This is a genomic window from Mechercharimyces mesophilus, from assembly GCF_059818345.1.
This window is the reverse complement of record NZ_JCBAPH010000006.1, coordinates 203,040-216,668: the sequence shown is the minus strand read 5'-3', so window position 1 is coordinate 216,668 and position 13,629 is coordinate 203,040. Positions and strand designations below refer to the sequence as shown.

Sequence of the window (13,629 nt, the reverse complement as noted above, 5' to 3'; positions counted from 1 at the left end):
AGGATCTGAAAACGCTTTCTAATTGTTAACTTACTTTAAAGAGAGGGATGTATAAATTTTAAAAAATACATGTTAGGCTGAGTATGTACTTCTTTTTTAGTGGAAAAGTGCAACTAATATATAGAAGGAGAGTGATAAGGTGAGTAAGAAGTCGGTTGTCAGCTTGTTTTTAACCGTTCTGCTGTGTACCCTGGCTCCTTTGTCAGTGACAGCAACTCCATCTGAAACGAAGGAAGTAAAGGGATCATTTGATCTTCTCAATTACAATATTGCCGGGTTGTGGGAGCCAATTTCAGGCTCGAAGCCATCCAAGTACACCGAACTTATTAGTCCCAAACTAAATGAGTATGATATCGTTACCTTGCAAGAGGATTTTAATTATCATGACGAACTTGTTTCTGAGGTGGAGCATCCGTATATTTCAGAACATGATGGTTTGCTTGGATTTGGGACAGGCGTGGGAGACGGCCTGACTCGTTTGTCCAACTTCGAGTTTGATGATTTTAAACGCAAGGAATGGAATGATTGCTACGGTTATTTTAGTAACGGGAGCGATTGCTTAACACCCAAAGGATTTACTTTTGCTCGCCACGAAGTAAGCGAAGGTGTTTTTATTGATATCTATAATATTCATGCTGATGCATCCCGTAAAAGTGGAGACTTAAAGGCGAAAAACAAGAACTTCAAGCAAGTGCTTTCGAAAGTGGAACAGTGGTCTGAAGGGAATGCGGTGATCATCACAGGAGACTTTAACAGCACTTACTATCATGATCGGTACAAAGATCATCTGTATCGCTTCATCGATGCTGGTTTCTCTGATGCTTGGGCGGAGATTGAAAACGGTGGTGTAATCCCAGAGAAGGGTGCAGAGGCGGTAGAAGGAGATACGATTGAAAAGATCTTTTTCCGCAGTGGAGATGATCTAGAATTAAATGTGAGTGATTACGAGTATGTAACGGGTGTATTTGTGGATGAGAAGGGCAATAACCTCTCCGGCCACAATCCTGTTTATGCACAATTTGAATACGACTATTCGTCTAATTAAAGGATAGGCGCTAGCCAAAGCCAGTTCTAAGAGGCTCTCTTCTTGGGACTGGCTTTTTTTCATGGATCAGATCATCAGGAGAAGGGCTCTTTCTTTAACCCCTACATAGATCATTATCATATTGGATAAATTACTCTTATTTACAGGGATAAGTTTTCACAGTTAGTGAGGAGGAAAGGAAAGTGGAAAAGAAAAAGAGGATTGATGAGTGTCAAGCACAATCTGAACAAAACCAGCAAGGTATCAATAATGCAGAATCAGTGGATAGCGATGGTGAAGAAGTTATTCATAGCGAAGATGAAGCCATTCAATACTCACTGGAGCAGTCAGGTCCAGTGAAGAGTATGGAGTCGCAGAATGAGCAGAGAAAGTAAGAGGTTGATCCATGCTTGGAGGATTCGACGGGTCTCTAGGACGAAGTGGATTTGATCGGATTGTCGTTCGCATAAGACTGACATCAATGTTTAAGATGAGGATTGGATGAGTACTTGTTGGGGTAAAACTCTGGCGAGCAAATCCAGTCCTTTTTTGTACGGTTGAAAAGACGGGGACTTGATTTAGCGGGAATCCGCGCTTGTCTGTTTTTAACAATCGATTCTACTCTGTGAAATGTTCCTTCCAATCTTCTTCTACCATCTCGTGATGAAGAGCGACACCGCTTTCGTAGCCTTCAGCAGCAGCTCCAATTAGACCGGTAAAGGTATTGACGGCATCTCCTACTATATAGAGGCCAGCGATGGCTGTTTTACCATGCTCGGATGTTTCGTACCGACCCTTTGCATTAAGCTTCACCCCCAATTGGGAAGGAATGAGGGATGCTTGTGTCGCATGGGTGTCAAGGAGGAATCCCGCACGGCGTGGGATGACGTCACCATTTTGCAAGATCACTTCTTGTAAGTATCCTTGATGGGAGTGAAGAGTGGCGATAGGTTCTTCGATCAGGAAGATATGTCGTTTCTCCAATTGATAGCGTTCACTGGAGGAGAGAGAGGCAGGACCGTGAGAGAAAACGATGAGATCATGACTCCATTCATAAAGCAAGCGGGTGAAGGATAAGAGTGAGTCCCCATTTCCGAAGAGAGCGATCGATTGTCCCCTAACCTCCCAGCCGTCGCAATAGGGACAGAGAAAAACAGAAGTTCCGTACACTTCCGCGAGACCAGGAATAGACGGAAGGTGGTCCACCATTCCAGTGGCAAAGATGATCTTTCTCCCTCTAAAAGAGTGCCCTGTAGCGAGATGAAGGAGGAAAGTGTGTAATTCTTTATGGACTGCACTTACTTTTCCTTGTACAAACGTAACATTGGGATAGGTGCGTAGTTGATCGCGAGCAATGAGACGAAACTGAAAGGGATCGACACCATCTCGTGTCAGAAAACCGTGTGATTCCCATGTAACCTCATTACGAGGTCTACCTTCATCAACCAGGATCACCTTACGGCCGGTGCGACCAAGAATCAAGGCACTACTTAAGCCACCTGGTCCACCCCCAACAATGGCAATATCGCAAAAGGAATGCTCCACTTTTATAAACCCCTTTTTTGGACAGTAAGAAAATTATGGTATAATAAGAATAAGGTACGATGTTACCCTTAGTATATAAAGAAAGATAGCATTTCATGAGACGGGGGAGAGAGAATGGATACAATTTCCTATCAGAAGAATGGAACAATTGCTAAGATCACCTTTCAACGTCCACAGGCGATGAATGCGTTTAATCGGCAGATGCATGAAGAGGTTTTTGAAGTGCTATCAATGGCCGAGAAGGATGAAGAGGTGCGTGCCATTATTTTAACGGGTGATGGACAAGCTTTTACTACTGGAGCTGATGTGAAAGAGATCGTAATGAGCTCTCAAAATATCAACATCGGAGAAGAATTAGAAAAAACATACAATCGCTTGATTTTAAAGATGGCGAACATGAAAAAGCCAACGATATCTTCTATTCATGGGCCAGTAGTGGGGGCAGGTTTAGGAGTGGCATTAGCGTGTGACTTTCGTATCGCGACTGATCAATCTATTTATAGCATGGCTTTTATTAATATTGGCTTGGTTCCGGATGCGGGTACATCGTTTTTCCTTCCGCGCATTGTGGGATTAAGTCGCGCGATGGAGTTGGCTAGCTTGGGAGAAACGATAGATGCAGGCGAAGCTCACCAGCTGGGACTCGTGAACAAGGTAGTAGCAGCAGGCACGCTGGAAGAGGAAACAGAGAAGTTTGCCACTCGATTGGCACAAGCACCTACAAAAGCCATAGGTGAAATCAAAGCCATGATGATGAGTAGCTTCGAGAACAGCTTGGAAACTGTCCTGCAGAATGAAGCTAAAGCCCAGTCGATTCGTGGGAAATCGCATGATTTTCGTGAGGGGATCACTGCCTTTGTTGAAAAACGAAAACCCCACTTTCAAGGTGACTAAACGGTCATGACACCTCTTCCCTTCTTGATGAATAGGCTTACTGTGAACGAGAGGTTGGAGATGCGCACCTCACCTACGTTCACAGTATTCATCGGGAGAGAAGGAACATGCCAATCACGGATGAACAAATCAGCGAAGTGATCCGTCGACTTCAGCGTGGCCTATTGTCCAGACAGACAACAGCAGGTCGCTTTTTATTCTGTTTTGAAAGTGGCACGATGACAGATGCTTATCGCCTCTTATTATCAAAATGTTTCAATCTTAGAGAAGAAGAGCTACAGCAACGATTAATAGAAAGAATCCTCCATAAGCAATCAAGTGACGGTGCATGGAGACTATACCGTGACGAAAGAGAAGGAAATTTGGGAGCCACTGTCGAAGCTTGTTTGGGGTTGTTGTACGCAGGTGTGGATTGTCAAGCTCCCATGATCCAGCGTGCACAGGAAGCGCTTCGTACCATGAACGATACGGGAAAAAAAAGCTTAGGTTCCTATACGCAAGTGATGCTTACCCTGCTGGGTCACCGAGCCTGGTCACGGCAACCGGCGATCCCCGTGGAATTTTTTCTTCTCCCGCCCTCACTGCCAGTTAACTTTTTTGACTTTGTCAGTTATACGAGGGCCCATCTGGCGCCGATCATCTTGACTGCCAATAAAAAGTTTTCTGTACGCCTTCCTGGGTATGAACGGGTTTGCCACTGGTTAAACGAGGGACACCTCTCTGCTAGTCTGATGGCTTCCAATCATGAACGGAATGGGCTACAGGAGCATGTTTCCACTATCTTTCCTTCTGCTCACCGGTGGGGGAGGAGGACAGCCGAACGATGGGGAGAGGGGTATCTGCTTCATCGATTGGAAGTAGATGGGACATTACTCAGCTATTTTAGCACCACGTTTGTGTTTGTGTTTGCTTTGTTAGCGCAAGGGTATATGAAGGAGCATCCACTGTTACAACAGACCATGAGTGGACTACAGCGCTATCTCTATCCGACGAGGGAGGGATGGCACCAGCAATTGACAGATACGGGTGTATGGGATACCTCTCTTTCCCTTCATGCCCTCTTAGAAAGTGGAATGGATCCTCAAACCGAAGAGCTAGAGAGAGGGGTACGTTACTTATTAGAACGTCAGCAGACACGTATCGGTGACTGGTCGCTTCGCAATCCGGGTGTGCCTCCGGGAGGATGGGGTTTCTCGGATGTAAATACCTTTCATCCCGATGTGGATGATACCTCTAGTTGCTTACGTGTATTAGCACCTTATGTACAGAGAAATCAGTACCGTGAGGCATGGGAAAGGGGAAGTAAGTGGCTGTTATCGATGCAGAATAAAGATGGTGGTTGGCCTGCGTTTGAGAAGAACACGGATAAGAAATGGATGAACCTTCTTCCTTATGCAGATGGAAAAACCGTATGGACCGACCCTTCCATGCCTGATTTGACTGGAAGAGCCCTTCACTTTTTTGGCAGGGCACTGGGCTGGACATCAACGCATCCGGCAGTTAAGAGAGGCATCCAGTGGTTAATCCAGAACCAGGAAGCGAGTGGCTGTTGGTTTGGCCGGTGGGGGGTGTCGTATCTGTATGGAACGTGGGCCGCACTGACCGGATTGATTGCTGTCGGGATAGAACCTACTCAGGAAACAGTGGCAAAAGGTGTAAAGTGGTTTTATTCTCAGCAACGAGAGGACGGCGGATGGGGAGAATCGTGTCGGAGTGACCGCGTGGAGAAGTATGTCCCGCTGGAAGGTAGCACTCCCTCCCAAACTGCGTGGGCGTTGGATGCACTCATTGCAACGCATGAAAAACCAACGGCGAAAATGAATGCGGGAATGGAGCGCCTGATGGCCTTTGTGGACAAAGAGGACTGGCAAACCCGCTACCCGACCGGAGCTGGTTTTGCGGGCCAGTTTTATGTTCAATATCACAGTTATCGCTATGTATGGCCGCTCTTAACGCTGGCCCATTATAAAAAGAAATACCTTTGAGGAGCGATGGAAGATGAGCTACAAAACAGCAGATTTATGCGACCACTATGCCGATAAGCTGGCCGTAGCGGAATCGATTTTTCACTCATACGGAGGGAAAAGGGATTTTCACGGACCCATAGCGACGGTAAAGGTGTTTGAAGATAATGTCCTTGTAAAAAAGGCAGTGCAATCGCTTCCACCTGGAACGGTGCTCGTCGTCGATGGTGGAGCATCGATGCGATGTGCTCTCTTGGGAGACCGGGTTGCTGATCTGGCGATGAAGCAGGGGTTGGCGGGAATTATTATTCATGGATGCGTTCGCGATTCAGAAGAACTAGCGCAGATGAATATTGGAATCCTAGCGCTTAGAACCTCCCCCCTAAAGAGTAAGAAAGAAGGGAAGGGCGAAGAAGAGGTTCCGCTTTCCTTTGCCAATATCACTTGGCACCCTGGAAATTATGTGTATGCTGATCGAGATGGCGTGGTGTTGGCCTCACAGGAACTAGAGTTGACTTAAATAACGCTTCCCCCTTGCAAGGCAAAAGAACGTGGTCGTTGGAAGGGGAAAGAGAGTTGACGACGGTGGATGCTTGTAATTTGGATAAAGGTATTGACAGAAGTAAAGGTTATTCGTTATAGTTACTTTATCACTTAAAAGCAAACATGCACACAAGTGCGAAAGTGCGAAAGTGCTTATGACCGAACTGAATACAATCCATGAGCAAGACAGAAGTAGCAGACGCATGAGCAGAGAGCAGAGACTGGATGGTGGGTGAAAATCCAGGCAGTGCGACTGGCGAATTACACTTGCACTCGATCCATGGAAGGTAACCAAGAGTGGATGAATAGCTCAAGGCTCATTCATCAAGTAGGGTGGTACCGCGAAGCAATGCTTCGTCCCTATCGGGGATGAGGCTTTTTTGTGTTTAGAAGGGTATTTTATTTAAGAAGCGATAGAGAATTGGCTTTTAGCCATTTAGTATATGCATAGAAAAGAGGTAAAAAAATGTTGAAGACACAGAAGAAACGGAAGATTCCTGCCCATTTAAAGCCCTATGTTGTGGAGCAAAAGTATGATCAATACATTCCTACAAATCAAGCAGTATGGCGCTTTGTGATGAGACAAAACACTCACTTTCTCGAAGGAAAAGCACATCCGGCTTTTCTCAAAGGACTAGAGTCTTCGGGTATTGGAGTGGAGTCGATTCCACATGTCGAAGAGATGAATGCTTGCTTGGAGCCATTTGAATGGGGAGCCGTGACGATCGATGGTTTGATTCCCGGCGTTGCTTTCTTCGATTTTCAAGCGCATGGTCTCTTGCCGATTGCCACGGATATGCGTACGTTAGGGCATATTGCCTATACACCGACACCGGATATTATTCATGAAGCGGCTGGACATGCTCCTATACTATGTGATGAGAAATACGCCGAATATGTAAAGCTTTTTGGTGATATCGGAGCAAAAGCGCTCGCCAGTAAAGAAGAGCATGAGGCATTTAACGCGATGCGTCACTTATCACAGTTGATGGAAAACCCCGCATCGACCGAGGAAGAAATTGAGGCTGCGCATCGCCAATTAGAAGAGAAACAAGCACAAATCCATGAAGTATCAGAAGCGGAGCAAATCTCGCGCTTATACTGGTGGACAGTGGAATACGGGTTGATTGGCGAAGTTGCAAATCCCCTTATTTATGGGGCGGGCCTGCTATCCTCTGTAGGTGAGAGCAAGTACTGTTTATCTGATGAGGTGAAGAAACATCCTTTCTCCTTAGAGGGGTGCATAGAGACAGGTTTTGATGTGACTCGGCCTCAGCCTCAGTTGTTTGTATGCCAGGACTTTGATGAGTTGATTGCCGCTGTTCAACAGTTTGCCCAGCAGATGGCTTTTACAGTTGGGGGAACGGAGAGTTTACAAAAAGCGATTCGTTCACATAATATGGCTACGATGGAATACAGTTCTGGCCTACAGGTGACAGGAACACTAACGGATCTGATCCTGGATGAAAAGGAAGAAGCCATCTATTTGAAAACAACCGGTGAAACGGCATTGGCTGTAGAGCGAGAGGAGCTTTCAGGGCATGGAAAAGCGACCCACCGCGATGGCTTTGGGGCTCCTATCGGACGAGTAGAGGGGCTGGACAAGCCATTAGAGTTGCTGACGGATGAAGAGTTAGCGAAACAAGGAATCACGGTAGGAAACCGGGTGAAATTGAAATTTGTCAGTGGAGTTGAAGTGGAAGGGATTGTTCGCTCCTGGGAGCGTGCACAAGGGAAATTGGTTCTCCTCTCCTTTGATCACTGCGATGTTCACCATCAAGGACAAGTCTTGTTTGCACCTGAGTGGGGCACCTATGATATGGCTGTAGGAGAAAGCGTTGTTTCTGTGTTTGCAGGTGCTGCTGATCGAGAGAGTTTCTTTGCCGACGAGGAAGCAGGAGAAGAGCAGGTAGCAGAAGGGAATCATGATACTGTGGCTCTTCGACAGTCATCATCAGAATTGCCCCTGTTAGAGCAGTTGTATCAATCAGTCCGAACCATTCGCGAGACAAGTCCGGACGATGCTCCTGCGCAAATTTTGGAAATCCATGCCACGGTGAGTGAACATCATCCAGATGATTGGCTCTTGCGTGTAGAGATGCTCGAAATCCTTACGAAGCAAGGGGAGTTACCGCAGTTAATCGAGAAATTGGAAGAGGAATTAACAGCGTTGGCTACCAACGATGAGGAAAACGGTTGGTTGATTGAAAATGGAATAGCATTAGCGAAGAGAGGGATTTAATCTCTCATCAGATAACCGAGGGGACGAATGTTCTCTCGGTTTTTATTGTGCGGTTAAGTTCGGTATACTGAAAAAAGAGAAAAGATGGAGTAGTGGTTAGATTATGAAGGGAGAATGAACATGGAGATTCAGCCAATATCAACACTTGCTTTAGATGAAATTGTTTCGCTTTGGAATGAAGGGTTTCAAGGCTATTCGTTGGATATGACGATGACTGTGGAAGCGTTGCAATCTCGTATAGCAAGGGAATCGTTATCTTTAGAGAAGTCCTTGGTCGCTATAGAAAATGGAAGAGCCGTAGGGTTTGTGATGAACGGTTATCGAAAACTTGGAGAAGAGAAAGTGGCATGGAATGGAGGTACCGGAATGATCCCCAGATACCGACGCCAGGGGGTTGGGAAGTACTTGATCGAAGCTTCCCTGAGATATTATGAGAAAGAAGAAGCAGACGTCGCGAAGCTGGAGGCACTACATAAAAATCAGGCTGCCATCCACTTGTATAAAAGTTGCGGGTATACCATAGATGACTCGTTGCTCTTTTACAAAAGATCAGGGGTGCTTTCCCCTGATGTATGGACATATCAGACGGAGGACTATCAGGTGTCCGTTGTCTCTCCCGCAACTTTATCTAGCTTATCTTTCTACAACTGGGGGAGTGCGTGGCAAACGCAGTGGTCAAGTGTTCGTGATGGTGAAGCCTTGGTCGTACGGCGGAAAGGAGAACACGTGGTCTTAGGGTATGCGCTCTATAAGAAAAGCCGAAAGGAAGATGGGGAGCAGACGGCTACCGTCTTATATCAATGTGAGGCTCACCCGGAATTAAAGAGAAGAGAAAGGGATGATGTAACCTCATGCCTGTTAAGCCATGTTTTTGGGCCCTCGGAGAAATCACTTGTCCGCAGTACATTTAACCTTTCTCAATCTAATCGTACCGTAATCAATCTCCTGAGATTAGCAGGATTTCTTCCGTTTGAACAACAAGTACAAATGGTTAAGCGACTGGGGGAAGGGAAATGAAGGTTCTCACCCTTATCCGTCACGGAAATGAGCAGAGAATGACTTCATAGCCCCACGTTCCCAGCGGTTATATTGTATGGACAATACAATACCACGGATGGTTCCGAGCAGGATAGTCATCCAGCCTGAGTCTCCCAAAATTCCATGGTTGTTCTAACACCGGCTTAGTAGGCCATTAATATGATGGTAGGAGCATGGTTTACTGGGAAGGGGAGAAAGGCAGTGAATAAGAGGAAACCTATAGTGATATTCCTTCACATCCCCAAGACAGGGGGAGTGACGATGCGTAGAATCATGGAGAAACAATACCGCAAGGAGGAGCTACTGCGCATCACTCCTATGCAGCCGATAACAAAAGTGAAAGAGTTGACCCTACCGCAACAAGCAAACATTAAAGGCGCTTACGGTCACTTTTTGTATGGAGTTCATACTTATTTTCAACGACCCGTTCACTATATGACCCTGGTTCGGCACCCGTTTCATCGCATAGTCTCTTTATATAATTATATTTGCTGCCGTTCCCAAAATCCGATTCATGCCCCGATTAAGAAGCTCAGCTTTGCAGAGTTTATTGCCGACCCTCGCTATCAGATCCCGCTACGAAACCATCAGACACGCTTCTTAGCAGGCGATTTACGAAATTTCACATTAGAACAAGCCAAAGAGAATGTTCAACGTCACTTCGCTGTAGTTGGAACGACCGATTTATACGGGATGACTTTGGAGGTGATAAACCGCAAGTTGGGTTGGCAAACGGTTCCGTATAAGAAGGAGAATCAAAGTGTACAACGGATACGTCGGGCGAATGTACCGGAGAAAATAAAGCAAGAGATTATTCAAAATAATCTAATGGACCTCTTTCTCTACCGTTACTGCAGGGAACGCTTACTGGCGCAGCATCAGAACCTTGGGACGGAACAACAAGTAGCTGCCAGTAGTCCTGACAAAACGGATGATGAGCAGTTGAAATAAAGAGATGTCTTCGTTCATGTTTTGTGTATATGCTACAATGCGAATAAACCAAGTAGAAGAAGTGAAAGGTGAATAGGGATGAATCGCATACAAGTAGGTGTCTGTGGTTGGGGAGACCATGATCTTCTCTATCCAGGCAAAGTTCCTTCAAATGAAAAGCTGGCTACTTACGCTGGTCATTTTCCTGTAGTCGAGGTAGATAGTAGCTATCATGCTATTCCTCCACGGGCTCGATGCGAACATTGGGTGGAGGAAACCCCTCCTTCCTTTCGTTTTGTAGTGAAAGCTTACCGAGAGATGACGGGACATGGGCGTCCACAGGGAGCACCAGAAAGGGAGATGAAAGAGATTTTCTCCGCTTTTCATGAGAGTATTCAACCGTTTGTCGATGCAGGAAAGTTGGTGGCTATTTTATTTCAATTCCCGCCTTGGTACGACTGCCAACGAGACCATGTTCAATATTTGCGTCGGATACGAAAAACGTACCCTCACTTGCCACTAGCCATTGAGTTTCGTCATCAGAGTTGGTACGAGCCTGCTTTTCGTGAAAGGACCTTGGCCTTGTTGCGTGCAGAAGGCTTTATCCATGTGGTCTGTGATGAACCGCAAGCAGGAGTCGGCTCGGTGCCACTTGTTCCGGTTGCAACACATCTAGAACACGTCATCGTCCGTTTTCATGGGCGTAATCGGTTGGGTTGGAATGGGAAAGGGCGTTCAGATTGGCGTGAAGTTCGTTACGCCTATCGTTATTCTCACGCAGAGTTGGAGGAGTGGACAAAGCACATTGAAGAGCTTCAAGAGCAGTCGAAACAAGTGACGATCCTCTTCAATAATAATTCAAAGGGGGATGCAGCAGGAAATGCCAAAGAGTTGATCGATTTGCTTGATATACAATTCGAAGGGCTTGCGGATCGTCAGTTATCCCTTTTGGACTAGTCGGAGTTGGACATTCTCTTGGGTAAGGCGTCGCTCGAATGTTTTTGTTGCGGTATAATGACACTAGTTACTCTTAATGAAGTGAAGATCCGAGTACGAGAAATGAACCAGTTTACATTACCCGGTTTTGTTCATACCGATAGGGAGTGGCGGTAAGGAAGAAATCTTGTTATCTGGAGTCTGTTGGAGGAACTGAAGATGTTGTTAGAATGGATTATCTTACTATTTATTGGGTTGATCGCTGGTACGATGGGAAGCCTAATCGGACTTGGAGGCGGCTTTATTATTGTTCCGGGTCTGGTCATGATGGGTGTTTTTTTTCCGCAGTATGCTGGTTTGACCCCGCAAGAAGTGGTCGGCACTTCCCTAACATTGATTGTCCTAACGGCGCTTTCTTCTTCCTTGTCTTATGCCAAACAGAAGAGAGTGGATTATACAAGCGGACTTTTATTTTTTGCTGCGAGCGGTCCAGGAGCGATGCTCGGCGTCTATCTTTCCGGATTATTTGATGCCGCTCAGTTTTCCCTCGCTTTTGGTTGTTATATGTTTTTTGTCGTTCTGATCTTGACCTTGCGCAAAAAGCTACAGCCTCGTGAACAAGTAAATTGGAGTATAAAGCGTCAATATACGGATGCAGAAGGTGTTATTCATACATATGGGTATAATCGTTGGACGGCGCTTACACTCAGCTTTATCGTCGGTGTCATTTCCGGTACATTTGGCGTAGGTGGAGGGGTTTTCCTCGTTCCGATGATGCTGATCTTCTTTCGTTTTCCTACCCAGGTAGCGACCTCCACGTCGATGTTTGTCATTCTCTTTTCCTCACTACTTGGGAGTTTGATTAGCATCTATCACGGGCATATAGTGTGGCAAGCGGCACTACTGATTGCCCCAGGAGCGTGGTTTGGTGGACGGTTGGGAGCTTGGGTTTCAGAGTATCTGTCTGGTCGAGCGTTATTTCGCATCTTGTACGTGATGATTTTACTGATTGCCTTACGCATGGTTTACAACGGTTTGTTTTAACGTTAGGTGAGGAGGGTAGTTGTGCAGACAAACAAACAGATTCACATCTTGCATACGAACGATCTCCATAGTCATTTTGGACGCGTGCCACAAATTCATCGTTGTCTCCAGCGACTACGCCGGGAATGGACAAGACCAGGTGAGGCTTGTATCACTGTTGATATCGGTGATCATTTGGATCGCAGTCACCTGACGACAGAAGGAACGGATGGATTGGCCAATCGCAAAATATTGGAGATGAGTGGCTACGAAGTGATTACGTTAGGAAACAACGAGCTACTCACTTTTTCCAAGGAGCACCTGGATGCTCTCTACCACGATACACCTTTTGCGGTTGTGGGAACCAACGTGGATGAAATGATGGGACGACCTTCTCCTTCGTGGTTGGAATCGTATTCACTTCAGACTCGCCTGGGTGTGAAAGTGGGCTTTCTCGGTGTGACCATTCCGTATCAGCCCTTCTACCATCTCCTTGGGTGGGATGTAAGCGATCCTTTTACCTTCTTAGCAGAAAAAGTAGCTACGCTTAGGCAAGAGGCAGATGTCATTGTTCTTCTCTCCCATTTAGGCCTGCCCAACGATCGACGAATGGCAGAGGAAGTAGAAGGCATTGATCTCATTCTTGGTGGTCATACCCATCATCTGCTAGAACAGCCGGAACGAGTGGGCTCTACGTGGATTGCAGCGGCTGGGAAATTCGGTCAATATGTAGGGCATACTGTTATTGAGGTGGATGGGGATACGCATGAGGTAGCTGAAATATCAGGACGTTGCCTGGCAACGGAAAACGAAGAGCGGGATGAGGAAATCATTCGTGTTCTAGAAGCGGAAGCGAAGCAGGCAGACAGCTATTTATCCACTTCCGTAGTGGAGCTAGAGGAGCGCTTGCCGATTGACTGGTATCGGGAATCCCCGTTGGGAAACCTGTTAGCTGATGGGTTATGCCGCTGGGTAGGTGCTGAGTTGGCTTTGGTGAATGCCGGACAACTATTAGGTGACTTAGACAAAGGATCGATTACACGTAAGCGTATTCATGAAATTTGTCCCCATCCGATCAATCCATGCATGACCGTTCTCAAAGGAGAACAGATTCGGGTGACATTAGAAGAAGCTCTCTTAAAAGAGTTTCAAGAGAAAGAGATTCGAGGCTTTGGTTTTCGCGGAAAACGTTTAGGGACGTTAAATATTTCAGGGATCACAGTAACGTATTGTCCACAAAGCCCGGCGTATGAAAAGATTGAGCGGATCGAAATAGGAAATGATCTCTTACAAGATGATCAGTTGTATCATGTGGCAACGATCGATATGTTTACCTTTGGTATCGGGTACCTTAAGCTGAAAGAAGGACAGCAGGTAAATTATGAAGTGCCGGAGTTTTTACGGGATGTGTTAGCCGATGCGCTTCAGCATACGAAAGAGATTGCTCAAAGCCATACGTTACGCTGGCTTGAAGTATAGAGTAATAGAGC

12 protein-coding genes are annotated in these 13,629 nt (G+C 46.2%); 11 read left to right on the top strand and 1 reads right to left on the bottom strand.

Annotation, left to right across the window (positions count from 1 at the left end; translation table 11 throughout):
* Window positions 1-139 precede the first annotated feature (139 nt).
* A complete protein-coding gene (locus AC6RGY_RS14925) occupies window positions 140-1,045 on the top strand; it encodes a hypothetical protein (protein WP_499864283.1) in 906 nt (301 codons plus the stop codon).
* 182 nt (window positions 1,046-1,227) lie between these two features.
* Entirely contained in the window at window positions 1,228-1,419 is a 192-nt protein-coding gene (locus tag AC6RGY_RS14920; RefSeq protein WP_499864281.1) for a hypothetical protein, read from the top strand.
* 223 nt (window positions 1,420-1,642) lie between these two features.
* Here AC6RGY_RS14920 and AC6RGY_RS14915 read toward each other — a convergent pair whose 3' ends face one another.
* Window positions 1,643-2,569 carry an NAD(P)/FAD-dependent oxidoreductase gene (locus AC6RGY_RS14915; RefSeq protein ID WP_499864280.1) on the bottom strand — a complete coding sequence of 309 codons (927 nt, stop codon included), beginning with the start codon at window positions 2,567-2,569 and terminating at the stop codon, window positions 1,643-1,645.
* Window positions 2,570-2,683: 114 nt separating this feature from the next.
* Here AC6RGY_RS14915 and AC6RGY_RS14910 point away from each other — a divergent pair, with 114 nt between their 5' ends.
* The 9 genes from AC6RGY_RS14910 to AC6RGY_RS14870 all read left to right on the top strand — a co-directional run bounded on the left by AC6RGY_RS14910 (window position 2,684) and on the right by AC6RGY_RS14870 (window position 13,618).
* A complete protein-coding gene (locus AC6RGY_RS14910; RefSeq protein WP_499864278.1) occupies window positions 2,684-3,463 on the top strand; it encodes an enoyl-CoA hydratase/isomerase family protein in 780 nt (259 codons plus the stop codon).
* A 107-nt stretch (window positions 3,464-3,570) separates the two neighbouring features.
* The gene (locus tag AC6RGY_RS14905; RefSeq protein WP_499864276.1) at window positions 3,571-5,448 is read left to right on the top strand and encodes a terpene cyclase/mutase family protein; all 1,878 of its coding nucleotides are present in this window, start codon (window positions 3,571-3,573) and stop codon (window positions 5,446-5,448) included.
* A gap of 13 nt (window positions 5,449-5,461) precedes the next feature.
* Window positions 5,462-5,947: a ribonuclease E activity regulator RraA gene (gene rraA, locus AC6RGY_RS14900; RefSeq protein ID WP_499864274.1), complete on the top strand. Its 486-nt coding sequence runs from the start codon at window positions 5,462-5,464 to the stop codon at window positions 5,945-5,947.
* Window positions 5,948-6,436: 489 nt separating this feature from the next.
* Window positions 6,437-8,212, top strand: coding sequence for an aromatic amino acid hydroxylase (locus AC6RGY_RS14895; RefSeq protein ID WP_499864272.1), 1,776 nt, complete (start codon window positions 6,437-6,439; stop codon window positions 8,210-8,212).
* Between the two features lie 120 nt (window positions 8,213-8,332).
* Window positions 8,333-9,229 carry a GNAT family N-acetyltransferase gene (locus AC6RGY_RS14890; RefSeq protein WP_499864270.1) on the top strand — a complete coding sequence of 299 codons (897 nt, stop codon included), beginning with the start codon at window positions 8,333-8,335 and terminating at the stop codon, window positions 9,227-9,229.
* 180 nt (window positions 9,230-9,409) lie between these two features.
* Window positions 9,410-10,201, top strand: coding sequence for a sulfotransferase family 2 domain-containing protein (locus AC6RGY_RS14885; RefSeq protein WP_499864268.1), 792 nt, complete (start codon window positions 9,410-9,412; stop codon window positions 10,199-10,201).
* A 78-nt stretch (window positions 10,202-10,279) separates the two neighbouring features.
* Window positions 10,280-11,137 (top strand): DUF72 domain-containing protein, encoded by an 858-nt coding sequence (locus tag AC6RGY_RS14880; RefSeq protein ID WP_499864266.1) that lies wholly within the window; start codon window positions 10,280-10,282, stop codon window positions 11,135-11,137.
* A gap of 198 nt (window positions 11,138-11,335) precedes the next feature.
* The gene (locus AC6RGY_RS14875) at window positions 11,336-12,160 is read left to right on the top strand and encodes a sulfite exporter TauE/SafE family protein (protein ID WP_499864264.1); all 825 of its coding nucleotides are present in this window, start codon (window positions 11,336-11,338) and stop codon (window positions 12,158-12,160) included.
* A 21-nt stretch (window positions 12,161-12,181) separates the two neighbouring features.
* On the top strand, window positions 12,182-13,618 hold the full coding sequence (locus AC6RGY_RS14870; RefSeq protein ID WP_499864262.1) for a bifunctional metallophosphatase/5'-nucleotidase: 1,437 nt from the start codon (window positions 12,182-12,184) through the stop codon (window positions 13,616-13,618).
* Window positions 13,619-13,629 lie beyond the last annotated feature (11 nt).